The following is a 25,244-nucleotide window of genomic DNA, read 5'->3' as shown; positions in this document are numbered from 1 at the left end:
AATTAGCGGAGAACACCGAACTATATAAAACAAAGAACCATCAACCAGATCATGGCTGATGGTTCTTTGTTTTTGTCGAAATAGCAAGAAATTTGAGAGTTTTTTGAGAGATTCACTAGATATAATTTGTAAATGAAAAGAGCAGGACACAACAATATGTGGAGGGACTATATGAGTGAAACTAAAAAAAATGGAAAATTGACGCGAAGAATTTGTTGTCTCACGCTTGTAATTATGATGATACTAACAGCATTGCTACCTACATGGAAGGCAGAAGCCTCTCCAGGGACTTGGGAGTTGCAGAGTCCATTACCAACCGGAAATATGCTTAAGAAAGTTATATATAAAAATGGCAAGTATGTTGTGGTTGGAAGCAAGGGAACAATTATGACCTCTACGGATGGCGCTAATTGGGAAAAGGTATCTCTAGATTATGAATATGTTGATGATTATCCAATTAATAGTGTGGATTATGGAAATGGTAAATATGTGGCAGTGGGCTCGCTTGGTGTTTTTAATTCCGTTGACGCAGAGAACTGGACAAAGATTGAGGGGGTTCGAAGCTTTACAGATGTGAAGTTTGGCAATGGAAAGTTTGTGGGTGTTGATGTTAATGGGATTATAATGACATCTACGGATGGAGTCAAATGGTCATCCGTTTCCTCTGGAACAACAACAATACCCTTTTATGGACTTTCATATACAAATAATAAGTTTTTTTCAGTAGGATATGGTGGATTCATGGTTTCTTCTACCGATGGTACAAATTGGTCAAAAGTAACTACGAACACACAGGATAATCTTTTTAGCGTAGCCTACGGAAATGGTAAATATATGGCAGTGGGAGGTAATGGTGCAATACTATCTTCTACGGATGGGACAACCTGGACAAAGGAAAATTCACAGACTACTAACGTTCTCTACTCCGTCAAAGTTATCAATAGTAAATTCTATGCGGTAGGACAAAATGGAACGATTCTAACTTCAAATTATGGTGATATCTGGGAAAAACAAACTTCTGGTGCTATGTTTGAGATTTACGATATTACCTTTGTTAATGGGAAATATTTAGCTGTTGGTGCTAGTGGAGGCATTCTTACTTCGACCAATGGTTCCAATTGGACTAATGTTTCCAAAGGAACTCCGTATCAGTTAAATGATGTTGTTTATGGCAATGGGAAGTTTGTAGCGGTAGGTGCTAATATTCTATCTTCCTCTAATGGCGAGGATTGGACAACACATTCACCAGAAACCCTAAAGAGTTTCTTGGATATAACTTATGGTAAAGGGAAGTATGTTGCTGTTGGTTATGCTGGGAAAATTGTAACTTCTGACAATGGATCAGATTGGAATGTTATTTCTTCAGGAATAACGGACGATTTGAATAGTATTGTGTATGGAGATGACGGGAAGTTTGTGGCAGTAGGCTCATCTGGAGTGATTTTGACCTCTACTGATACGGTTAGCTGGACAAAGGAAACGAGTGGAATCAACAAAAATATGTATTTTTATGGTGTTGCCTATGGGGATGGAAAATACGTAGCGGTAGGCAACAATGGAATTATTTTGGTATCTAATGATGGTACAAGCTGGACTCAAAAGCCAACAGATATAAAAGCATATCTTTTTGGAGTAGGGTATGGCAATGGTTTATTTGTCGCAGTAGGCTCTAGCGGAACTCTGTATACATCAACAGATGCAGACCAATGGAAAAAAATTGAACTTGGAATATATAATCAATTAAATAATGTTATCTATCAATCTGGTAAGTATTATGTTGTGGGCAACAGCGGAATTACTATGATTTCTCTTGATGGGGAGAATTGGATTAAAAAACCTTCTGGTAAAACCAATGAGTTGAAAGCAATGGCATATGGTGCTAATACCTATGTCGTAGTAGGTGCAGGTGGATTGATATTGTCTTCCAAGGAATCAACGGATGCAGAGCTACCTTCTATTACGACACAACCTGCTGATTTGAAGGTGGATCAGGACAATAGTGCCGATCTGAGCGTAACAGCTTCAGTTAGTGATGGTGGAGAGCTTAGCTACCAATGGTACAAAAATACATCCAACAGCAATAACGGTGGAACTGCTATTGAGGGAGCCAATCAAGCTGGGTATACTGCTCCGACAAACAGAGGAGGAATCACCTATTATTATGTTACCGTGACTAACACCAATAAACAGGTAGAAGGACTACAAGAGATTTCAACTAAAAGTAATGCGGTCTCAGTGACAGTTCAAATGCTTAATGCTGTACCCTCAGCAGAAGAGGTTAGTATAACAGGTACTCCTAAAATATATAAGACACTAATAGCTAGCTATGAATACGTAGATGAGGAGAATGATGCTGAGGGCACATCCTTATTCCAATGGTATATGGCAGATGATAGTACGGGGACTAATCGGACAATGATTCCAAATGTTGTTGGTAAAAGCTTGGTTTTGACCGCTGAGATGAACAAGAAATATATTCAGCTCGAGGTTACACCAGTGGCGGTAGAGGGAGGAAAGATCGGGGATCCTGTGACTAGCGCCTACATTGGCCCCGTGACCGTGCTCAAGGGAGATGCGAATGGTGACGGAAAGGTAACTTCTGCTGATGCACTTCTGCTAAAAAGATACCTAAAAGGTATTATTACGCTGACAGAGGAGCAAAAGCTGGCGCTGGATGTAGATGGAGATGGAGAATTAACAGAGGCAGACAGCATTCTAATTCTACAGATGTATACCACTAAAGGGGAGTGAAGGAGTTATGTCATTGAGTTATAAGCACTACAAACAAATGATGATGCGACTTGGAGCATGTATGTTAATATTCAGCTTGCTAGTCGGATTATTTCCGAGTATTGGATTAGCTGAAAATGGCAATGAAAAACTAGTTATGAAAGTAGCTGATACCAAAGTAAGCAGTACTCAAAATATTGAAGTGCCAATTTATATCGTACCTGGAACTACTGTTTATGAAGGTGATGCGTTTAATAGTTATGAGATGACATTGAATTATGATGCTGATGCACTTGTTCTCAAAGATGTTCAGGATCACTTGGATTCAGGGATCTTTGATTACACTAATGATTCCCCTGGTACGGTACACATTAAGGCTGATAATTTTAATGGGTCTAATGAATTTGTGATGGATGAACAAAATGTATTTACACTAATTTTTGAGGTAGCTGAAGGCGCATCGCCGGGAGAACTACCGATTACACTAACTAGTGGTAAATATACAAATATGGATGAATCTGAAATACTTACTTCATTTGATGTTGGGCAGGAGCAACTTATTTCTGGATTATTAACGTTTGAGCAGCAGAATACACCAACAGCTAGCGAAGTATCTATAAGTGGTACATCGCAGGTCGGAAACGTATTGACTGGAAATTATAATTATGAAGATAACGAAAAAGGTAGTGAAGGGCAGTCAACCTTTAAGTGGTACTCAGCTGCAGAAGCAACGGGAGTGGACAAAATAGTTGTAGGTTCAGAAAAGTCATTGACGATAACAGAAGATTTGCTTGGCAAATATTTGTTTTTTGAGGTGACTCCAGTAGCATCTGAAGGTGGAATCATGGGCGAGCCTGTTCTAAGCGCCCCGCTTGGACCAGTAGTTTCTTCCTCCTTAGAGGTAGCTGTCAACGTAAAGACAGTGAATGGTGTAAAAGGGGAGACTGTAGACATTCCTGTCATCCTGAGTTCTGCTTCCGAGGGAGTGGCATCTTTTGGATTAGAATTAAAATTTGATCCATCTGTTCTAGAAATATCAGGTATAGCTGGTCCGGGTAAAGATGACTTCGCCAGCTTCTATAATAATGATGAAGGTTGGCTACGAGTTGGTTGGGCGGATAAGGCTGCTGGAGAACAGCCTATTCATGAAGGGCAAGTATTATTCACGCTTTCCGTCAAGGTAAAGGAAGATGCACAAGCAGGATTACACTTGCTGAATATATCGGATTTAGCGGATATAGAACAATTCTCACTGACGAATGCGAACAATAGTGAAATGGATAAATCGTTCCTAGCCGGTGGTGTGAAGATAATTGGTGAGTACACTGTGAGCATCGGCAATGTTAGTGGTGGGAAAATTATAGCATCACCTGTCGTGGCGGAAGCAGGACAAACCGTAACGTTGGTGATTCAGCCTGAAAGTGGTAAGCAATTGAAGGCGGGAACACTTAAATATACAACAGGTGAAATGGTGACAGAAATCAAGGGCAACAGCTTTATCATGCCGGAGAGTTCCGTCAAAGTAACAGCAGAATTTGAGGATGTAGCCACTAGCGCTCCTGGTAACACGTCTACTACTTCCACACCTTCTACTGAAACAGCTACTGAGCCCAATAAACAAGGGGTACCTATTTTAGTTAATGGAAAAATGGAAAATATTGCAAAATCCCAGACGACGACTGTAAATAAACGAACGGTAACTACAATTACACCAAATGTAGCTAAGCTTCAGCAAATGATGGAGAAAGAGAAGGATGGACTAGTAGTCACCATTCCTGCTTCAGAAGCTTCGGATGTTGTTATTGGGAAGCTCACTGGTGACATGGTGAAATTGATGGAAGACAAGTCTGCTGTATTAGAATTAACTACACCAATCGCTTCTTACAAGCTCAAGGCAAGCGAGCTTGCAATACAGAAAATTGCAACTGACTTGGATGCAAAAGCCAATCTGGGAGAAGTGATAGTGGAAGTAAACATTACCAAGGCAGACACAGATGTAGTTAGTAGGGTGAATCATGCTGCTAGTAAAAACGGATTCTCTGTTATGGTTCAACCGATAGAGTTTACGATTGATGCCAAGTACGATGGAAAAAGTGTAGAGATTAAGCAATTCCAGAACTTCGTTGAACGGACATTAGCGCTTCCAGAGGACATTGATCCTAACAAGATCACTACAGGTATAGTAGTGAAAGAGGATGGAAGCACGTATCATGTGCCAACCTATGTGAAGAAAACTGGAGAACGGTATTATGCTGTGATCAACAGTTTAACAAATAGTACGTATACTGTGGTCTTTAATAATCAACAGTTTGCTGACACGAACAATCACTGGGCTTCAGGCATCGTTAATGATATGGCCTCACGAATGATTATCAATGGCCTAACCGCTACAGCCTTCCAACCAGATCAGGCGATTACTCGTGCAGAATTCGCCGCGTTAATTGTACGAGCAATGGGACTGGCACCAGAAGGTGGAGCTTCATCCTTTGCTGACGTGCCGGAATCTACATGGTATGCAGGCTACGTGAAGACGGCTTACAATTATAATCTTATTAATGGTTATGCTGAAGACAGGTTTGGACCACAGAAGCTAATTACTCGGGAACAAGCGATGACAATACTGGCAAAAGCAATGAAATGGACAGGAATTTCTCCTGCATTAAGCGAAAGTCAGAGTCAAGCTGTGCTCAGTGCTTTTACAGACAGTTCAAGTATTTCTAAATATGCAGAAGCTAGCATTGCGGCATGTCTGGAAACTGGATTGGCTCAGGGACGGAGTGCAACGAAATTAGCACCTGATAGCAACATCACTCGTGCTGAGGCAACTGCCTTAGTACAGCGTTTACTGGAGAAGTCTAGCTTGATAGATAAAAAATAGAAGTTAAATAATATTATGATGAAATAGACCGATACCTTCGCAGATATGCTTTACGTTAGGATCGGTCTATTTCTTTTATTTTGTCTTTAAAATCTTACTATAAAAATCAAACTCTCCGTCTAATGGGATCATTCTAAACGGTTCTATCATGAACATATTGCTCACTGTTTCCTGAATGATAGCTTCATCATGAAATGAGAAAAATCGTTTAGGTGAATATGTATCTTCTTTCCATACACCCTCATGATTCTTGCCACCATACACACCCATATAAAATATTGCCTCTGGCTTCATGACTCTTTAAATTAAATCAAATCTGCTACCTATCATCAAAAGCTCCTCATAAGGATCACCCGTTAATCCTAACACCTTGGCAAAGGCAGGTTCAGTCTTTAAGCCTTGCTTCTTCAAATGTATAATCTCATCTCTAATATGAGGGAGCGTCATTAATAAATGGTGCTCGATAATCATATGTCTATAAGCATTTTGCTTCACAACGGGGATAGGCTGGGAAAACAGTTCAAAGTCCATATTCTCAAATGTAAAATTACAAAGCACAGTAGGTATTTCCTGCACGATCAATTCGTTTAACGTAAATCCGTTTAATTTTCCATATCGTGATTGTACTTCATCTTTATAGTGTTCAAAGTTGTGTACTTCCATGATGATATCTAAGTCCGATCCCTCAACATCAATAGCGAGGGGAATGGTTCCACATAAGAGAGGAGTATAGGAGGCGAAATCCTGGATAATATTTAATTGCTGTATGACGTGAAAAGCATGGCGTTGCACTTCATTTCCTAATTTTAAGTAAGAAATTGATTTAAAGATGGTGCTTCTCCTCCTTACATGGGTAATGAATATTAATTAGGTAGGAAAATTAGGGGATAACTTACTTTTCCCCTTGTATGCTTTATAGTATTGTAATATAAACATTGCTTAACGAAAAAGGTGGGGACGTATGAATATAGAAGAAACTATTCTTGATTATTGTAATGCAGCAGTACAAATAGGTAAAGACTCGTATCATGTTGACTTAGACTTTACACCAGATACGGTCAAACAAGTAAATGAAATATTAGATCATTATCATGAAATTTATGCCGAAGAAGATAGTGATGGTGAGATGCACCAACGCATCAACACCTATGCAGGAATTTTTGGTATTTACGTAGGAGAGGTGCTTCGGAGAAACTATGCTAGTGATTATAACTGGGAAAGTACCGAACATGGATTTGGATTAACCAAGGACAATAGTGCGGTCTATCCAATTTCCAAAGCATATAAACACATTGAAAATGGTGCAGATGGTGGAGATCAGATAGATTCCTTTTTTAAAGTTGCGGTATTTATTGTACAAGGGAAGTTCCCTAGTAAAGGGTAGAATGTGAGTCTCACCTAAAAAAAGCTGTATCCCTCTAGACTGCAACAATGCCAGCCAACGAGGAATACAGCTTTTTGCTTTTTATTGCAGAAACTATTAGCGTGATACTAACGCTTCGACGGATCGTAAGGTGTCCCCAGTGCCGCAGGAGCATGAGAGCGTCCAACTGCACTAACAAGTACGATAATTGTTAATACATAAGGAATCATAAAGATAAATTCCTGTGGAATGTGGCTGGACCATTCGAACATCTGTACATAATTTCGAATGGCTTGAGAGAAGCCAAAGAACATCGCAGCTCCAAACGCACCAACTGGATTCCATTTACCAAAAATCATCGCAGCAATGGCAATAAAACCTTGCCCTGAAACAGTATTATGCGAGAATATACTCGTTGTTGTAAGGGTAAGTGTTGCACCGCCAAGCCCAGCTAACGCACCGGAAATCATAACACCGATATAACGCATCCGAGATACATTGATTCCAAGTGTATCTGCGGCTCCAGGGTATTCACCAACAGAACGCAATCGTAACCCAAATGGTGTTTTATATAAAACATAAAAGGCTACACCAACCATAATTAAGGCTAAATAAGAGGTTGGATAAGCATTGAAGAAGCCTTCACCTAAGATTGGGATATCACGTAAAACTGGAATCGCATATTTATGAAACGGACTAATTAATGGTGTTTCTGCAGAGCCATTAAACAACAGCTTCACCATATATACGGTCAGACCGGCAGCAAGGAAGTTAATAACTACACCACTGATCGTCTGATCTGCTTTAAATGTTACTGAAGCTAAGGCATGAATTAATGAACCTACGATACCAAAAATAACAGCACACAAAATACCAATCCAAGGTGCGGCGCTACCCATTCCTGCATCCTGAGCGTAATACGTTCCTACACCTGCGGCAAAAGCACCAAAAATCATCATTCCCTCAAGCCCAATGTTAACAACACCAGCACGTTCAGAGAATATGCCACCAAGTGATGTGAAGATTAAAGCGGTAGAAAACACAAGTGTCGAACCTAGCAATTGGCCTAATAGCGTAATTATATCCATATCACTGCACCTTCTCTTTCTTGCGCTTTAGGTAAAATGGCTTCAATATAAAACGAACAATACCTTGCGCCGCAATGAAGAAAATAATTGAACCAATAATAATTTTAATCAGTTCAGGAGGAACTCCAACCGCAAAACTCATTCCCGCAGAACCGTAAGTTAGTGATCCGTATAATATGGATGCAAGAACGACACCTAATGGGTGATTCATACCAAGCAATGCAACGGAGATACCATCAAATCCGTAACCTGGAGAAGCGGCAAAAATGGATTGATAATGGAATACGCCAAGTACTTCAAAGGTTCCAGCAAGTCCTGCAAATACACCACTAATAAACATAGCTTTAACCACGTTTTTTCCTACACTCATCCCTGCATATTCTGCAGCATGCTTATTAAAGCCAACAGCTCTCATTTCATAGCCGTGCTTGGTTTTCCATAAATAAATGTAGAAAAATAATGCAGCAACTAGAGCGACAATCGTTCCCCAGTGAAGACGAGCGCCTCCAAATAGCTGAGAAAGTAAACTAAAGGAAGCCGATGCCTCGATATTTTCAGAGCGATTTTGTCCTTTAAGCAAGAAAAAGTTTCGAATAATATAATTAGAGAAATAAAGAGCAATCCAATTGAGCATGATCGTGGTAATAACTTCATTAATTCCTCTTTTTGCTTTTAGGAAGCCCGCAATGCCGGCCCAGAGTCCACCTGCTAGTCCACCCGCAATAGCAGCTAGAGGAACAGTTACAATCGAGGGTACACCCTCAAGTGATAATGCTACAACTGATGCTGTAGTCATCCCCATGAGCACTTGACCATCTGCCCCGATATTAAACATACCTGAACGGAAGGCGAAGGCAACAGCAAGCCCTGTAAAGATTAAAGGGGTGATTTGACGAATAGTTTCACCTAAGTCGTAAGGTTTCCCCACAACACGTTGAATCAATGCATCGTAAGCTTCTATTGGATTATATCCCCCAAATAACATCACGATGGCTCCTACCAATAGACCCAGCACGATAGCTACTAAAGGTACGATAAGGCTGTCCAGTGTAAAAATTTTACGCAACTTATTCAACCTGTTGTCCTCCTTTTTCCTTCAATCCAGCCATCATAAGTCCTAGTTCTTGATCATTTGTATCCTTAGGATATACTTCGCCGATAATTTTACCACCATAAATGACAGCAATTCGATCCGCTACGTTGATGATCTCATCAAGCTCAAAGGAAATGAGGAGAACAGCTTTACCCTCATCACGTTGTTTAATGAGCTGTTGATGGACAAATTCAATTGCCCCAACATCAAGACCTCTCGTAGGCTGGGCAGCAATAAGGAGATCAGGATTTTTATCAATTTCTCTCGCAATGATTGCTTTCTGCTGGTTACCACCAGACAAAGAGCGAGCTTTAGTTTCAATACTTGGTGTTCTAACATCAAACGCTTTAACAAGCTTTTCAGCATGTTCAGTAATGACATCTTGCTCAAGAAGTACACCTTTACTAAAAGGTCGCTTGTAATAAGTCTCTAGTATCATATTTTCTCTAATTGAAAAGTCTAATACAAGACCATGCTTATGGCGATCCTCAGGAATATGAGAAACCCCATTTTCAATAATTTTTCTTGCGCTTAGATTTGTAATATTTGTACCAGATAACGTAATTGTTCCTGAGTTAACTTTACGTAAACCAGTTAGGGCTTCAATCAGCTCGGTTTGTCCATTGCCATCCACACCGGCAATCCCAACAATCTCACCAGCTCGTACAGTAAGATCAACCCCATTAAGTAAGGGAACATTATCTTTGCTCGTTAGCTTAACTTGATTCATGTTTAGAACAGGCTCACCAATTTGAGGTTCTGCTTTATCAATCTTAAAGGAGACGCGTCGCCCCACCATTTTTTCAGCCAAATCATTTGGATTTGTCTGATGTGTATCCACCGTATCAATGACTTTACCCCGACGAATAATCGTTACGCGATCAGAGATCTCCATAATTTCCTTTAGCTTATGCGTAATGAGAATGATGGATTTACCTTCCGCAACTAGGCGGCGCATAATAGCCATGAGTTCCACAATTTCCTGCGGAGTTAATACTGCCGTAGGCTCATCAAATATAAGAATATCTGCTCCACGATACAATGTTTTCAAAATTTCAACACGTTGCTGCATTCCAACTGAAATGTCTTGAATCTTTGAGTTTGGATTAACTTGCAGACCATATTGTTCTGATAGCTTTGCTACTTTGGCAGATGCAGATTTATAGTCAATATTAGCACCTTTTTTGGGCTCCATCCCTAAAATAATGTTTTCAGTCACCGTAAAAGGTTGAACAAGCTTAAAGTGCTGATGCACCATACCGATGCCATATTTAATTGCTGTATTTGGATTGTCGATGGTAACAGGTTTACCATCCATTTCAATGGAACCTTCATCAGGCTGATATAAACCAAACAAAATATTCATCAAGGTTGACTTACCAGCACCATTTTCGCCGAGCAACGCATGAATTTCACCTTTGCGGAGGGTTAGACTTATAGAATCGTTGGCAACAATGCCAGGGAAACGTTTTGTGATTTGTTTTAACTCGACCACAGGAGGCGTAGTGCTCATGAAATCACCCTTATCTTATGGGATTTAATCAAACAACAAGACCAGTTGATTGATCACACTGGCCTTGCTGTTATTGGATTTTAATTTTAGTAAATCTATCTTTAATTACTCAGCAGGAACTGTGATTTCACCGCTAATAATTTTTTGCTTGTATTCTTCAACTTTATCAAGGATGTCTTTAGGTACATTCACACTTGAAGTATCAGAGATACCTACACCATCATCTTTAAGAGTTAAGTTAGTAATTGTACCACCTTTGAATGTACCATCAATAACTTGTTGAGATACATTTTTAACAGCAACGTCAACACGTTTAATCATAGAAGTAAGGGTAACATCTGTACCAAACTCGATGGATTGGTCTTTATCTACACCGATAACCCATACTTTGTTAGCACCACCAGCAGCATTACGAGTAGTTGCTTCGTTAAATACACCATTACCTGTTTGTCCAGCAGCAGGGAAGATGATGTCAGCGCCATCGTTGTACAATTGGCTTGCAAGGGATTTACCAGAGTCTGGTTTGTCATAACCACCTGCATAAGTAACAGTTAGCTTCGCATTTGGATTAACCGCTTCGATCCCAGCTTTGAAACCAACTTCAAAACGTTTAATAACAGGGCTTTCCATACCACCGATAAAGCCAATTTTATTTGTTTTCGTAGTTAAACCAGCTACAACACCTACTAAGAAGGAACCTTCGTTTTCAGCGAAAGTAACAGATTGTACGTTTGGACCTTCTACGACGTTATCGATAATCGCAAAATTTCCATTTGGATTAGCAGTTGCAACTTCTTTAAGTGGATCACCTAAGTCAAAACCGATCGCCCATGTTAATGCATAACCACCTTGAACAAATTGAGTCAAGTTAGGAATGTAATCAGCACTAGATGCACTTTGAAGATATTGAATATCAATTCCTTGTTCCTTTTTTAACGCTTCTAGAGCTTCCCAAGAAGATTCGTTAAAGGATTTGTCATTAACGCCACCGATGTCGGTTACAAGACCAATCTTAATTTTAGAAGCCTTGTCTTTGTTTTCTCCAGCTTCACTTTTTGTTCCGGAATTAGCACCTTTGTCATTTGCTGACTTGTCACTTTTACTACCGCATCCTGTCAAAATCATTGTCAAAGCCAACACCATCACGAGTGAATACTTAAAGACCTTGTTCATTAATGTAAAATCCCCCTTAAAAATTTTGTCTAATTCTGTTCAGTCAGATTATACCCTGAAAAATACTTTAAATCCATACTTTTAATGACCTGAGGTTAAATAATTTCCGCCTTTTTTAGAGTTGAAACGCTTACTTTGAATAAAGTTTACATGGAATGTTCCATATTACTTAACCTTTAAAAGGTGGAAGCCCTTTCACAACTACAACTTGCATATACTTATGTTGCTCTGTATTTTGTTTTTTACGCATTTTCATACAAATTTCTACATAATAAAACACAAGGCTGAAAAAACATTTTTATGCGATTTAAAGTTGTATTTAGGTTAATAAGAGAAGTATTCAGGTTATGTTAAAGTATAATTACATATACATTGGAGGATTGATACGATGAAGATACATATACCTGTATTTGATGAACAGCAGTTAAATGAAGTGAAGCTACTCATTGATCAAGCAGCGAATCTAATGGAAGAGAACAGTCAACACAATTTTGAAGAGATTAATGAGCTTGCTAAACGTCTTGAGATTTTAGTAGGGAAGCCAATTGATATTTTTCAATTTAATCATTATTGGTCACACAGTAGTCTGGATGATGTTGCAAAACTATTGCTTATGCCGGAGCCCCCACAATGTGAATTAAGTGATGAGGACATTACGAATACTTTAATTCATTTTTTTGATTATCTCAAAGAGTATGGCGAAGCGGGTTCAGAGTATGTCATTACCTATTTAGCTAAAAATACAGGTTTAAACAATATGATTGACTATATTTATCACCCTTCTGAAGTGGGATTGATTTTAGATGAAGAATTGGATGAGGAACAATTCATGAGAGCAATCGCAAATAAAATTATTGAAGATCGGGATAATCCGGATCAGCGTCAGAGGCCAAATGTTATTTTACTATAATACAATAAAAGAGGTGATAATACCGTTACTTAAATGAAAGCGTTATTTTGAAGCTTTAGCTAAATGAACATCTATGCTATTCTGTATACGACAATCCAATAAAAAATACACTTCTTCAAGGAGGATCACAGCGTGGATCTGCACATTCAGCAATCTTCATTTGCAATTCGTGAACAGTTTTACCTGAATGACAAGCCCTTTAAAATTATATCAGGAGCGATTCATTATTTTCGTGTTGTCCCACAGTATTGGCGGGATCGATTAGAAAAGCTGAAGGCGTTAGGCTGTAATACAGTAGAAACGTATGTGCCATGGAATATGCACGAGCCTCAAGAAGGTGAGTTTTGCTTTACAGGCATGTATGATTTGCGTAAATTCATTCAAACTGCGGCAGAGCTTGGTTTATATGTCATTGTAAGGCCATCCCCATACATTTGTGCCGAGTGGGAATTTGGCGGTTTACCGTATTGGTTGTTACTTGATGGAGAGATGAAGCTACGCTTTAGTTATCCACCTTATTTAAATAAAGTAGATGCGTATTTTAAGCGTTTATTTATGGAAATTAAAGACCTACAGATCGACCAAGGTGGTCCCATAATTTTAATGCAGGTTGAAAATGAATACGGTGGGTATGCCAACGACAAAGCGTATATGAATGCGTTAGCTGATATGATGAAAAAGCATGGTACCACTGTGCCATTAGTTACTTCTGATGGCCCTTGGCATGATATGTTAGACAATGGATCTATACAGGATCAGGCATTAGCTACAATTAATTGTGGTTCAAATATTAAGGAGCATTATGCTAGACTAAAACAATTTCATGGTGAAGAAAAGCCACTTATGGTTATGGAGTTTTGGATCGGATGGTTTGACGCATGGGGAGATGAAGAGCATCATACGCGTGATGCGGAAAGCGCTTCCGTAGAATTGGGACATGCATTAGAAGAAGGTAGTGTCAATATTTATATGTTCCATGGTGGAACAAACTTTGGTTTTACAAGTGGGGCAAATTATTATGAGAAGCTAGCTCCAGATACCACATCGTATGATTATGATGCACTTTTAACGGAGTGGGGCGAGATTACACCTAAATATAAGGCTTTCCAGGAAGTGATCAGCCGCTTTACTACTTTACCTGAGGTGAAGTTATCTACCGTTATTCAAAGAAAGGCGTTTGGGGAAATTAAAGTAAAGGACAAGGTTTCCTTATTTTCTGTCATGGACGAGCTTGCAAATCCCGTAACCTCTCCGTACCCACTAACCATGGAAGCCTTACATCAATCGACAGGATACATTTTATATAAATCTAATTTAGGCAAAAACAGACCTATCGAGGATTTTAGATTAATCCAATGTACAGATCGTGCAAATGTGTTTATTAATAAAAAGCTAAAGTTCACAAAATACGATTTAGACATGGAAGAAAAAGAAGTGTTTGATTTAGTTGACCCTGACAATGAGTTAATGGTACTCGTAGAAAATATGGGTAGAGTAAATTACTCTGTAAAAATGAATAGTCAAGTGAAGGGAATAAAAGGTGGCGTTATTGTTAATGGTGCTTTCCAAAGTGACTGGGAGCATTATTCGTTACCCCTAGACAATTTGGAACAACTTGATTTCACGAAAAAATATGAACAGGGCACACCTGCTTTTTATCGATTTGAGCTTGATATTGAAGAACCAGCAGATACGTTCCTTGATTTCAGTGGATGGGGCAAGGGAGTCGCGTTTGTAAATGGATTTAATCTAGGACGCTTCTGGGAAATTGGTCCCCAACGCAGATTGTATATTCCTGCTCCATTATTGAAGGTAGGAAGGAATGAAATTATTTTGTTTGAAACAGAAGGCAAAGTGAAAGACAGTATTACGTTAGAGGCTGATGCTGGGTTCTAGAAAATAGGAGAGTTAATTTAAGAAGTATGTATAAGCATATATAAATATATAAAAGGAAGGGTAGTATTTAGCTATCCTTCTTTCTCTTTTTTATAAGCGTGATTATTATCTCTTACAATAACGCTGAAATTGTTTATCATACTTGTTAAATCTAATCTCAAGGGTGATGAAGGGAGCTCAAAAGTGATGGAATCTCGACACTTTACAATCGAAGAAGTAACCTCAGGTGTGTATGCATGTATTGCGACCGAAAGAGGTGGGGCAATGAGTAATGCAGGAATTATCGATATGGGCGAGTTTGGTCTTATTTTTGATACCTTTAACACCCCACAAGCTGGGGAGGATTTAAGAGCCGTAGCAATGGAGTTGCTTGGTAAGCCAATTAAATATGTCATAAATAGTCATTGGCACGGCGATCATATGAGAGGAAATCAGAGCTTTAAGGATGCTGTTATTATTTCTTCTAGCAATACAAGAGACATGATGATTAACACACAAGATAGTTGGTTAAGCCGTATGAAACCATTATTGCCTAATCTGGAGCAGGATATAGAGCAAGCTTCGTTCGATATTTTAGCTGAGCAAGATGAAATTAAAAAAAATCAACTCATCACACATCAATGTTTTTTAGAGGAGTTAAAACAATCCATATGTACCCTCAGTATTACATTACCTACAATTACGTATGATAAAAAAATGTGTATTCATGGCACCCCTCATACTGTAGAAGTAATTTCGATGGGGCAAGCACATACTTTATGTGACTCTATCCTTTATATCCCAGAGAAATCAATTATTTTTGCAGGCGATATCGTCTCTAGCTATAATCATCCTCTTTTTAGTGATGGCAATCATTTAGATTGGTTACAGGTATTAAATGAGTTAGAAACTATGGGGGAGCATACGATTGTTCCAGGTCATGGTACTGTTGTGAACACGTCTTATTTAATCCATTTAAAGAAATACATTCAAGAACTCATTGAGATCAGTAAACAGGAGATAGAGCATCATGGAGACGATTTTGACTGTAAGCAAGTGGAGATGCCTAATGCTTATGCAGGATGGGGAGCCCCAGATGTCTTTTATAGGAACTTAGAATTTCTAAAACAATTTTATCAAGCGCATTAAACCATATCAAATGAAACCTTAACGGTACAAGCTCCGTAATATTGTGATAAGGTATGTAAATAATACCAAATGTTTTTATATTTTGAGGGAGGTTTTGTTTTGAAAAAGTTATTAGCATTTTTATTGTCCTCATCCTTGATACTAACCTCGTTAGCACCACATGCGTTAGCTAAAGATGAGAAGTCGGCAATGACAAGAGGCGAGGTTGCTTCTTATTTACTCAATGTGGCTGACGACTACAACCCTGGTGTAAAGAAAGAGGATATTTTAAAAGGGGATGCCAAAGGGCACACAAATGAAGAGAGTAATGTTTCGCGTCTAGAAGCACTCATTATGATTAGTCGTGCCTTCTCTGATTTACCAAAGCCACAAGGTAATGATGCACGTAGCTTAAATGCCAATGCTACCTTTACAGATATTCCTGCATGGGCACAAGCCGAAATTAATAAAATTGCTGAGACGGGAATTGTAAACGGCACAGGAAATGGCAAGCTTGGAGGAAAAGAAGCAGTTACACAGGAGCAATTGACTGCATTAGTCAAACGGCTGGTTGCTATAAAAGGAACAAATCCACGTGATGACTATTATGAATTTGTAAATAAGAAGTGGTTAAATGAATCAAAAATTGATGCTGGAGAATTAAGCAATGCAGTGTTTAATGAACTAAACAAGCAAAATCAAAAACGGATTGAAGCTATCATCCAAGAGGTTGTAAAGGGTGAACAAACTAAAGGCTCGATCGAGCAAAAAATTGCAGATTTTTATAGCAATGCACGGGATGTAAAGCATCGTAATGAATTGGGCATTAAGCCAATTATTCCATATCTTTCGGCTATCAATGAAGCCACAACCATTAAGGACCTGATGAATGTCGGCTTAAAGATGGAAAAGGAGATTGGTTATGGCTCTGTTTTATCTTTTGCGGTCATGAATGATGCTAAAGATAGTAAAGCAAATGCTTTGTATTATGCTGGCATAGCTATCGGATTGGATAAAAATAGTTATGTTTCAGGTAATGCAAACGTCAAACAAGCTTATATATCCTTTTTAAGCAAGATGTATCAAATTGCAGGAGATAATAAGGAGACTGCTGAGAAAAAGGCAAATTCCGTCTATGAGTTTGAAAAGGAAATTGCATCGGCTACAATGGATCCTCAAGATCAAGGTGATGTGAATAAATATTATAATCCAGTTACTCTACAGGAATTTGATGATTTATTCCCTACATTAGATATGAAGGATTATTTAAAGCAGGTACAGCTTGATTCAGTAAAGAAGCTTATTGTAATGGATAAGGGACAAGTTGCCCAATTGGCAAAACTCTTGACAGACCAACATGTCAATGACTTTAAAAACTATATGCAAGCGATGTTACTGATGAATTCCAGCAATCTATTAAATCCAGATTTACAACAAGCAGCTAGTGATTTTCAAGCTACTTTCCTTGGCATTCAAGGTCAAAAAACACAAGATGAAATTGCTCTTAGCTTAACTCAAAGTGTAATGAGTGAGTATTTAGGACAAATGTTTGTGGAACGCCATTTTTCAGCAGAAGCAAAAAAAGATGTTGAGAATACTGTGAAGGAATTTATAGCTGTTTATAAAGAGCGGATCAAAGCCCTTGACTGGATGTCTGAGGCAACTAAGGAAAAGGCAATGCTGAAGCTGGATAAAATGACCGTTAAAATTGGATATCCGGATAAATGGAATGATACTCTAAAGGACGTTAATATCGTCTCCATTAAAGATGGTGGCTCTTTATTTGATAATTTCGTGGCTCTTCGCAAAGCAAATCAAAAAGCATCTGTTGAATTATTAAACAAGCCCGTCGATAAAAGTGCATGGGCAATGAGTGTGTATACTGTAAATGCCTATTACAACCCACTCAACAATGAAATTGTGTTCCCAGCAGGAATTTTACAAGCTCCATTTTATGATATAAATGCTAAGCATGAGACTAATTTAGGTGCAATTGGCATGGTTATTGCGCATGAAATTAGCCACGCTTTTGATAATAAGGGTTCCGCGTATGATGAGAACGGAAATGCCGTAAACTGGTGGACGCCTGAAGATTTCAAAAAATTCCAAGAAAAAACCGATAAGGTTATTGCCTATTATAACGGAATCGAGGTTATTCCTGGTGTGTATAACAATGGTCAACTTACTGTAAGTGAAAATATTGCGGATCTAGGTGGAATGGCTACCTCATTACAGGTTTTATCTAAAATGAAAAATCCAGATTACAAAGCTTATTTTGAAGGTTATGCGACAATTTGGCGTACAACGATGAGTAAGGAAGCAGTAGCGTATTATATTAACAATGACACCCATTCAGCGAGTAAAATTCGCGTAAATCGTACTGTTTCCAGCTTTAAAGAGTTTTATGACACCTATGGCATCACAGAAAAGGATATGATGTATGTTGCACCAGAAAATCGTGTGAGCATCTGGTAATGATGAGTAACTGATAATTAAGAGTATCTGATTATCAACGGTAGACTATAAAGGAATGCTGCTTTGTTAGTTTAGGGAAGCCCCTAGCTACAAAGCAGTATTCTTTTTTTTTGGATTATATACAATTATTTGCCAAAATACTCACTTTCTTTTTAAAATAGATTGAGTTACACTAAGTACGGTACTTACAAAATTATATGGAATTTAGTGTTAATTCATGGGAGGGATTAAAGTGTTAAGCCCAGATTATAGTCCACTGTTAGAGCCATTTCAATTCAATAACGGAGTTTCATTAAAGAATCGCTTTGTTATGGCTCCGATGACCAATTTCTCTTCAAATGAGGAAGGGGAAGTTACAGAATCTGAACTAAATTATTATATTCGCCGCTCTAAAGGCGTTGGGATGGTAGTTACTGCTTGTGTTTACGTGTCGAGGGGAGGAAAGGGATTCCCAGGGCAATTTGGTAGTGACGATGATAAATTGATCCCTAGCTTAAAACAACTAGCGGATGCAATTAAGAACGAAGGTGCAAAAGCAGTGATACAAATTTATCATGGCGGCAGTCAAAGTGGACCTGAATTGTTGCTTGATGGACAACCTGTGAGTGCCAGCAATGTGCCACCTACGTTAATGAATGGTAGCTTTGGCCCTACTCCACGCCCACTAACTCATGAAGAAATTGAAGGCATTATTGCTGATTTTGCTGCGACTACACGACGTGCGATTGAAGCTGGATTTGATGGAGTAGAAATTCATGGAGCTAACGGTTACCTGCTACAACAATTTTTCTCTCCTCACTCCAATACACGTGATGATCAATGGGGAGGGGATTTACAGCGCCGATTAGCATTCCCTATTAGGGTTTTACGTGCTGTAAAAGAAGCAGTGAAACAGCATGCAACATCGCCATTTCTAGTTGGTTATCGCTTTTCTCCTGAGGAACCGGAAGAAAATGGGATTACGATGGCTGAAACCTTTGCACTCATTGATGCACTGAAAGAAGAAGGACTTGATTATCTTCATGTCTCGTTGCAAGAGCTGTGGTCGCTTCCTCGTCGTGGTACAGAAGACCCTCGCCCGCGGATTGAACAAATTGTTGAGCGTGCTGGTAGTGCGTTACCTGTCATCGGTGTGGGTTCTTTAAATACGGCTGACGAAGCACTTAAGAGTTTAGATAGTGGAATTAGCCTTGCGGCGCTTGGGCGTCCACTTTTGATCGAACCGGATTTTGTACAAAAAATTGCCGAAGGACGCGCGCAGGAAATTGAAACTAAACTCGACCTGTCTGCACAAAAAGAGCTAGTCATTCCCGATCCACTATGGACGATTATGAAAAATACTCCAGGTTGGATACCTGTTAAAGATTAAGTTAATGTAGATAAATATGTATAATAACCTTGGATTCCTCCTAGTAAGAGTGATTCAAGGTTATTCTTTTAGTATAAAACTATATATAAATATTGTAGGATACAATCAATACATAAGGGGGGAAACTCCATGAAGAAACAAACAGAAGATGTGAAGCTAAGCAAAATCATGTCTAAAATGCTCCGACATAAGCCAGAGCAGTCTGGGCTTGAATTGGATGCTAGCGACGGCTCTTGTCATGTTGATGACCTCCTGCGAGTGATTCAAAGCTTACCAGGTTGGGAAAAGGTTAAGCTAACGGATATAGAACGGGTAGTTCGTAATTCAGATAAGCAACGCTTTGAAATCAAAAATGGTAGAATTAGAGCTAGGTATGGGCATAGCTATCAAAAAATAGAGTACATTGCCGATAATCCACCAGATACACTCTATCATGGTACAAACGAGCAAGCCTTACCTTTTATTATGGCAGAAGGGTTAGACCCAGTAGGTAGACAATATGTGCATTTGTCTGAAAGCACTGAGTTTGCAGCGTTAGCAGGAAGTCGTCGAGGGAAGCTAGTTATACTTAAAATTGATACCATGAAGGCTAGAGCGGAAGGAATTCCGTTTTATTATGCAGGAAATGAGGTCTGGCTAGCTGAATGGATTCCTTGGGAGCTATGTACAATCGTAGAAAGTGAGCTAGAGTCATAAACATTTTGTTTCGATAGATTTAAAATAGGAGGGTTTAAAGGATGAGAAATTATATCATTTTTGGCGCAAGCAAAGGGCTTGGGGATGCCTTTGTAAAGGGGGCTCCTGAGCAAGGCGATCAGGTATGGATCGTGTCTAGAAGTAAACCTGCAAGTATATTATTAGATGATGGTGTTTCACGACATTGGATTTCGGCAGATTTAGCACAGCCCAATGCTTATCAGCAAGTGGTTGAGGCAGTGAAAGATTTACCAATTGATGTGGTTATATATAATGTAGGCATTTGGGAAAAAGAAGGGTTTGAGGCGCATTATAGTTTTGACTTAGATGAGCCTGCTGACATTGCAAACCTTATTCATGTTAACATGACATCTACCATTACATGTATTCAAGCCTTATTACCAAACGTTCGCAAATCAGAGGCAGGGAAAATTATTTTAATCGGCTCAACCGCCGCTTTAGATAATACAAATAACCCTCAAGTATCCTTTGTGGCATCGAAATTTGGCTTACGGGGGATTGCTCATGCCTTGCGTGAGCATGTGCGTAAGGATAGAATCGCGGTGACTTGTATTCACCCTGGTGAGCTAGCAGCTGAAATTCCTTATGAAGAGGGCATCGATAAAGCAATTGCACAATATGATGGCACACGTATTCCAGTACAGGATATTGTGGCAATCGTGAAGTGTATTGTAAGCTTGTCACCTGTTGCTTGTGTGAAGGAAATCAGCATTCCAGCGATAACAGATTTAAATGCTTAAGTTTGATCTAGAAAAGAATTAGTGGTTTTATCGAGTTAAAAAGGATGTCCCAAACCAAGTGACAGCTTGGGTAGGTGACACCCTTTTTTTATACTAATTAAGTTCCTTATTTTACTTGAGGTGTCATCAAAATGGAAGCCCAAAAAAACTAAAGCGAATGGTATCAACAAGTCCGTGGCCAATCATTGCTGAGGTAACATCACGTTTTCTTTGCAGGATCGCAAAGGGCAAACCAAAAATAACAATATATAGCAGTGTTGTAATGATTCCTCCAATCGGTCCGCCCTGTAAAAAACTACTTGGAGTGTGGGGCATTACATGAGGGACAACCATCATAAACCAACAGGTGAATTGTTGCCATTTTGTTGGTGATTGCCCCTGAAGTAAATGTAAACAAAACACAAAATATAAAGTTCTACATACCAGTTCCTCATAAATCGCGGGGCTTAATGATAATAAAAAGTGATTAATTGAAAGATGAAATTCAGGTTGTTGATTTGAAAGCATTAAAATATAATTAACGCCTCCCCACACCGCTCCAAACAAAATTCCAATGGAAATACTAACTCCAATCTCTTTTTTATTGCGATTTCGTAGTATAAATAGTTTGTTTTTTGACATGTTAGACAACGTACTGAAAATAGATAAAGAAACAATAAATGTAAGTATAAAACCTTTAACCCCAGAAAATAAGGCCGTTGGAGTATTTATGTAAGCAAATGACACAAGTAAAGCTAAAATAGCGGAAGTACAAATTTGCTTTGTTGGTGGTAATTTATATTTTATTAGCAATATCGTAGCAAGTAAGATAGACCATAGATCTAATAAGATCCAAACTCTTTGAGATGGATTAAGATTCGAGGTGACAAATAAGCTCACTATAAAAATAATTATAAATATAGAAAACATAATCCAAATACTAGTCATAGCTCTTTTTTTCATATGAACTCCTTGTGTATAAACGAATTTTATAAGTAATTATATATTAAGAAAAACAGTTTTACAGCGATAAAAATTATAGTAAGTTCATCTTGATAACAAAGTAGAATTATGTTATTTTATCAATAGACAGACAGTCGGTCTATTAGCATGAATTATTATATAGTCTATAGATATGGAATAGTATATCTGTACGTTTGGAGGAAAAACAAATGAGAGTAGTTAAACAAGCCGAAGAACGAAGAAATGAAATTTTAGATGCAGCGGATGAGCTATTTAGTGAAAAAGGTTTTGATGGTACGAGTACAAACGATATTTTAGCCAAGGTTGGGATTGCACGAGGGACATTGTATTACCATTTTAAATCCAAAGAAGATATTATGGATGCGCTTATTGAACGTTATAACACCCTATTACTTCAAGCAGCTAAAAAGGCGGCTTCAAATAAAAGTATTCCTGTGTATGAACGCATCATGTCCGTTGTGATGGCGCTAAATATAAGTGATCATGGTGCAGGGCAAATTATGGAGCATATTCATCAGCCTCAAAATGCACTTATGCATCAAAAAATACAAAAAGTGATCATACGAGATGTTCCACCCATTTTAAGTGAAATTATTGAAGAAGGGATTGAACAGCAATTATTTTCAACCCCGTATCCCTATGAATGTATGGAAATGTTACTTATATATTTAAATACGATTTTTGATCTCCACATGATTGAAATGAATGATGAAATCCGTTTATCACGTCTAGAGGCCTTTGCTTTTAATACTGAGCGATTGCTAGGAGCACCGAGTGGGAGCTTACTGTCCGTCATTTCTGTTATGGCTGCAGAGGAACATTAATGAAGGTTTTTAAATCTTAAATTCTATAGATAATTTTACTAATTTAAATCGGTTGTGAAGCTGGGGCAGGGGGTTCTGATGTATCGAAAAATAGTCCAAAATGATATCGTCAAAAATAAATGGATGTCATTGATCCTGATTTTGTTTATTGCGGCTGCGGCAATGCTGGTTTCATTGGCATCTATGCTTACCGTTCATTTATCAAGCTCTATTGATGTCCTAATGTCTAAGGCGAAGACGCCACATTTTTTACAAATGCATACTGGGAACTTAGAGTCACAGCGACTTGAACAATTCGCAAAAAGCCAAGCTGAGGTTGATGAATATCAAATACTAGAGTTTTTACAGATCGATAATACGGCAATTATGATGGGCGGAAAGTCACTTGCAGATAGTGTTCAGGACCATGGCTTTGTTACACAAAGCAAGCATTTTGATTTTCTTCTCAATTTAGATGGTGAAGTGATCCATGCTAAGGATGGGGAAATCTACGTTCCAGTGAACTATATGAAGGATAACAGCGCTCAAATTGGTGAAAGTATAGTTGTAAATGGGCAGTCATTCAATATTGCTGGGTTTTTACGAGATTCTCAAATGAACTCCTTATTAGCATCTTCTAAACGCTTCCTAATTAGTGAAAATGATTATGCTCAACTAAAAACAAAAGCCGAAGGCACGCTGCAATATTTGATTGAATTTAGATTAAATGATCTATCTAAGCTAGGTTCATTTCAGACTGCATATACGACAGCAGGACTTGAAGCGAATGGACCAACGCTCACCTACTCACTTTTTAAAATGCTAAATGCGATTTCGGATGGGCTGATGATTGCGGTTATTTTACTTGTTAGTTTGCTCGTGGTGATCATCGCAATGATGTGTATTCGTTTTACGTTGCTAGCAAAAATGGAGGATGAATATCGCGATATTGGTGTGATGAAGGCGATTGGATTTCGAGCCGCTAGCATTAAAAAAATATACTTGATTCCCTATACTGTAATGGCAGGAATAGGATGTATGCTTGGTTTCACCATTTCGTATTTATGTAAGGGATTATTGCTGCAAAATATACGTTTGTATATGGGTGAAGTCGAGGATTCCATTTTCAGCGTAGTTATAGGTTTAATTGGAATTTTGATCATTTTTATTTTGGTTACGATGTATGTAAGTTTTGTCCTGAGACGCTTCCGTCAAATATCGGCAACAGAGGCATTACGTTACGGGGCAGCACAGGGTGCTGGAGCAGGGAGCAAACGATTTAATTTGGGCAGCAGCAAGTGGCTTAATACGAATCTATTTTTAGGCTTTAAGGATGTTTTATTAAGGAAAAAGATGTATATCACCATGCTCATTGTTTTAATGATGTCTACCTTTATAATGCTTGTTCCTCATCACTTATATCATACAATTTCATCAGATAACTTTATACGTTATATGGGAATTGGGAAAAGTGATCTGCGTATAGATATTCCTCAGGGTGATCAAACACGTAGTCAAGAGATGCAGCTTGAACAAACACTAAGAAATGATTCTGACATCCAAAAGTATGCTATTTTTCATACGAAATCATTTATGATAAAGCGTGAAAATGGGTCAGAGGAATTGATCAAGATTGAATTAGGCAATCATCATATCTTCCCTTTAAGCTACAGTGAAGGCGCGGCGCCTAAGCTCGAAGATGAGATTGCCCTTTCATTATTACTGTCACAAGAGCTTGGAAAAAAAGTTGGAGATTCAATGACGATAAAACAGCAAGGGATATTTAAATCCTTTAAGGTTAGTGGAATTTATTCTGATATAACAAATGGTGGGAAAACAGCAAAGGCGACCTTTACCGATGAGTCAGCAAGTACAATCTGGAGCATTATGTATGCTCAGCTCAAAGATTCTATAGTTGTTGCTGATAAGGTAAATCAATATTCTGAACCCTTTCCTTTTGCCAAAATGACAGGTATAGATGATTTTAAAGCACAAACCTTTGGTTCAACGATAACCTCTATCAAGTTAGCATCTTATGTAGCAGCGGGAATTGCTCTAATTTTAACCATGCTAATTACATTGCTGTTCACTAAAATGCTAGTGGCAAAAGATCGGTTTTCCATTGGCGTGATGAAAGCACTTGGCTTTAGAAATGATGATGTTATGAAGCAATATTTTTCTCGTTCCATCCTTGTTGCATTGATCGCATTAATCCTTGGCGTATTTCTTGCTAATTATGTAGGCGCATTTGTGGTGGGAGGGATTTTATCTTCATTTGGAGCTAGCTCATTTCAATTTGAAGTTTCGCCTTTTATCGCTTATGTGATAAGTCCGTTACTCCTCATTATTGCAGTGTTTATTGCAACGTTGCTTGGCGCTTCAGATGTTAACAAAATCAAAATCTATGAAAATATAAAGGAGTAGCT

Annotated in this window: 19 protein-coding genes; 12 read left to right on the top strand and 7 right to left on the bottom strand. The window is 38.5% G+C overall.

Translation table 11 applies throughout. The annotated features are described in order from the left end of the window. The first annotated feature begins 171 nt into the window (after positions 1–171). Both J2Z32_RS01760 and J2Z32_RS01755 read left to right on the top strand, forming a co-directional pair. Positions 172–2,751: a DUF6242 domain-containing protein gene (locus J2Z32_RS01760; RefSeq protein ID WP_210087404.1), complete on the top strand. Its 2,580-nt coding sequence runs from the start codon at positions 172–174 to the stop codon at positions 2,749–2,751. Positions 2,752–2,764: 13 nt separating this feature from the next. After that, positions 2,765–5,608 (top strand): S-layer homology domain-containing protein, encoded by a 2,844-nt coding sequence (locus J2Z32_RS01755; RefSeq protein ID WP_210087403.1) that lies wholly within the window; start codon positions 2,765–2,767, stop codon positions 5,606–5,608. Between the two features lie 75 nt (positions 5,609–5,683). Here the strand turns inward: J2Z32_RS01755 and J2Z32_RS01750 are convergent, their stop codons facing one another. Together J2Z32_RS01750 and J2Z32_RS01745 are read right to left on the bottom strand one after the other, a co-directional pair. Beyond that, positions 5,684–5,902, bottom strand: coding sequence for a hypothetical protein (locus J2Z32_RS01750; protein ID WP_210087402.1), 219 nt, complete (start codon positions 5,900–5,902; stop codon positions 5,684–5,686). Positions 5,903–5,908: 6 nt separating this feature from the next. After that, positions 5,909–6,439, bottom strand: a complete 531-nt coding sequence (locus J2Z32_RS01745; protein ID WP_210087557.1) for a DUF4269 domain-containing protein — start codon at positions 6,437–6,439, stop codon at positions 5,909–5,911. 130 nt (positions 6,440–6,569) lie between these two features. On the opposite strand from J2Z32_RS01745, the gene J2Z32_RS01740 reads away from it, so the two are divergent. Next, positions 6,570–6,992, top strand: coding sequence for a hypothetical protein (locus tag J2Z32_RS01740; protein WP_210087401.1), 423 nt, complete (start codon positions 6,570–6,572; stop codon positions 6,990–6,992). A 107-nt stretch (positions 6,993–7,099) separates the two neighbouring features. Here the strand turns inward: J2Z32_RS01740 and J2Z32_RS01735 are convergent, their stop codons facing one another. From J2Z32_RS01735 to J2Z32_RS01720, 4 genes are all read right to left on the bottom strand, one after another. Continuing rightward, positions 7,100–8,059, bottom strand: coding sequence for an ABC transporter permease (locus J2Z32_RS01735; protein ID WP_210087400.1), 960 nt, complete (start codon positions 8,057–8,059; stop codon positions 7,100–7,102). A gap of 1 nt (position 8,060) precedes the next feature. After that, a complete protein-coding gene (locus J2Z32_RS01730) occupies positions 8,061–9,134 on the bottom strand; it encodes an ABC transporter permease (protein WP_210087399.1) in 1,074 nt (357 codons plus the stop codon). Next, positions 9,127–10,665: an ABC transporter ATP-binding protein gene (locus tag J2Z32_RS01725; protein WP_210087398.1), complete on the bottom strand. Its 1,539-nt coding sequence runs from the start codon at positions 10,663–10,665 to the stop codon at positions 9,127–9,129. Before J2Z32_RS01725 ends, J2Z32_RS01730 begins: the two co-directional genes overlap by 8 nt. Positions 10,666–10,770: 105 nt before the next feature. Further along, positions 10,771–11,838: a BMP family lipoprotein gene (locus J2Z32_RS01720; RefSeq protein WP_210087397.1), complete on the bottom strand. Its 1,068-nt coding sequence runs from the start codon at positions 11,836–11,838 to the stop codon at positions 10,771–10,773. Positions 11,839–12,226: 388 nt separating this feature from the next. On the opposite strand from J2Z32_RS01720, the gene J2Z32_RS01715 reads away from it, so the two are divergent. The 7 genes from J2Z32_RS01715 (at position 12,227) to J2Z32_RS01685 (ending at position 21,052) form a co-directional block, all read left to right on the top strand. Continuing rightward, positions 12,227–12,748 carry a hypothetical protein gene (locus tag J2Z32_RS01715; RefSeq protein ID WP_210087396.1) on the top strand — a complete coding sequence of 174 codons (522 nt, stop codon included), beginning with the start codon at positions 12,227–12,229 and terminating at the stop codon, positions 12,746–12,748. A gap of 132 nt (positions 12,749–12,880) precedes the next feature. Continuing rightward, positions 12,881–14,644: a glycoside hydrolase family 35 protein gene (locus tag J2Z32_RS01710; RefSeq protein ID WP_342453898.1), complete on the top strand. Its 1,764-nt coding sequence runs from the start codon at positions 12,881–12,883 to the stop codon at positions 14,642–14,644. 186 nt (positions 14,645–14,830) lie between these two features. Continuing rightward, complete coding sequence (locus tag J2Z32_RS01705) at positions 14,831–15,772, top strand: MBL fold metallo-hydrolase (protein ID WP_210087395.1); 942 nt, start codon at positions 14,831–14,833, stop codon at positions 15,770–15,772. Between the two features lie 99 nt (positions 15,773–15,871). Next, the gene (locus J2Z32_RS01700; protein ID WP_245251045.1) at positions 15,872–18,226 is read left to right on the top strand and encodes a M13-type metalloendopeptidase; all 2,355 of its coding nucleotides are present in this window, start codon (positions 15,872–15,874) and stop codon (positions 18,224–18,226) included. Between the two features lie 232 nt (positions 18,227–18,458). Then, entirely contained in the window at positions 18,459–19,595 is a 1,137-nt protein-coding gene (locus J2Z32_RS01695) for an NADH-dependent flavin oxidoreductase (protein ID WP_210087393.1), read from the top strand. A gap of 129 nt (positions 19,596–19,724) precedes the next feature. Continuing rightward, complete coding sequence (locus J2Z32_RS01690) at positions 19,725–20,291, top strand: RNA 2'-phosphotransferase (protein WP_210087392.1); 567 nt, start codon at positions 19,725–19,727, stop codon at positions 20,289–20,291. Between the two features lie 41 nt (positions 20,292–20,332). Continuing rightward, positions 20,333–21,052, top strand: coding sequence for an SDR family NAD(P)-dependent oxidoreductase (locus J2Z32_RS01685; RefSeq protein ID WP_210087391.1), 720 nt, complete (start codon positions 20,333–20,335; stop codon positions 21,050–21,052). 126 nt (positions 21,053–21,178) lie between these two features. On the opposite strand, the gene J2Z32_RS22255 is transcribed toward J2Z32_RS01685, so the two are convergent. Then, a complete protein-coding gene (locus J2Z32_RS22255) occupies positions 21,179–21,994 on the bottom strand; it encodes a hypothetical protein (protein ID WP_245251041.1) in 816 nt (271 codons plus the stop codon). 209 nt (positions 21,995–22,203) lie between these two features. On the opposite strand from J2Z32_RS22255, the gene J2Z32_RS01675 reads away from it, so the two are divergent. Continuing rightward, a complete protein-coding gene (locus J2Z32_RS01675; RefSeq protein ID WP_210087390.1) occupies positions 22,204–22,839 on the top strand; it encodes a TetR/AcrR family transcriptional regulator in 636 nt (211 codons plus the stop codon). Positions 22,840–22,917: 78 nt separating this feature from the next. After that, complete coding sequence (locus tag J2Z32_RS01670) at positions 22,918–25,242, top strand: ABC transporter permease (RefSeq protein ID WP_210087389.1); 2,325 nt, start codon at positions 22,918–22,920, stop codon at positions 25,240–25,242. The last annotated feature ends 2 nt before the right edge of the window (positions 25,243–25,244 follow it).

Origin of the sequence: Paenibacillus turicensis (assembly GCF_017873435.1) — a bacterium.
Lineage (GTDB): Bacteria > Bacillota > Bacilli > Paenibacillales > Paenibacillaceae > Fontibacillus > Fontibacillus turicensis.
Note: the sequence above shows the minus strand (reverse complement) of the source record. Positions and strands in the feature narration are given on the sequence as shown.

Excerpts from the sequence above, each read along its gene's own strand:
- J2Z32_RS01760 (WP_210087404.1), top strand. The coding sequence starts at position 172 with ATGAGTGAAACTAAAAAAAATGGAAAATTGACGCGAAGAATTTGTTGT.
- J2Z32_RS01750 (WP_210087402.1), bottom strand. The coding sequence starts at position 5,902 with ATGAAGCCAGAGGCAATATTTTATATGGGTGTGTATGGTGGCAAGAAT.
- J2Z32_RS01740 (WP_210087401.1), top strand. The coding sequence starts at position 6,570 with ATGAATATAGAAGAAACTATTCTTGATTATTGTAATGCAGCAGTACAA.
- J2Z32_RS01735 (WP_210087400.1), bottom strand. The coding sequence starts at position 8,059 with ATGGATATAATTACGCTATTAGGCCAATTGCTAGGTTCGACACTTGTG.
- J2Z32_RS01725 (WP_210087398.1), bottom strand. The coding sequence starts at position 10,665 with ATGAGCACTACGCCTCCTGTGGTCGAGTTAAAACAAATCACAAAACGT.
- J2Z32_RS01720 (WP_210087397.1), bottom strand. The coding sequence starts at position 11,838 with ATGAACAAGGTCTTTAAGTATTCACTCGTGATGGTGTTGGCTTTGACA.
- J2Z32_RS01715 (WP_210087396.1), top strand. The coding sequence starts at position 12,227 with ATGAAGATACATATACCTGTATTTGATGAACAGCAGTTAAATGAAGTG.
- J2Z32_RS01705 (WP_210087395.1), top strand. The coding sequence starts at position 14,831 with ATGGAATCTCGACACTTTACAATCGAAGAAGTAACCTCAGGTGTGTAT.
- J2Z32_RS01690 (WP_210087392.1), top strand. The coding sequence starts at position 19,725 with ATGAAGAAACAAACAGAAGATGTGAAGCTAAGCAAAATCATGTCTAAA.
- J2Z32_RS01685 (WP_210087391.1), top strand. The coding sequence starts at position 20,333 with ATGAGAAATTATATCATTTTTGGCGCAAGCAAAGGGCTTGGGGATGCC.
- J2Z32_RS22255 (WP_245251041.1), bottom strand. The coding sequence starts at position 21,994 with ATGAAAAAAAGAGCTATGACTAGTATTTGGATTATGTTTTCTATATTT.
- J2Z32_RS01675 (WP_210087390.1), top strand. The coding sequence starts at position 22,204 with ATGAGAGTAGTTAAACAAGCCGAAGAACGAAGAAATGAAATTTTAGAT.
- J2Z32_RS01670 (WP_210087389.1), top strand. The coding sequence starts at position 22,918 with ATGTATCGAAAAATAGTCCAAAATGATATCGTCAAAAATAAATGGATG.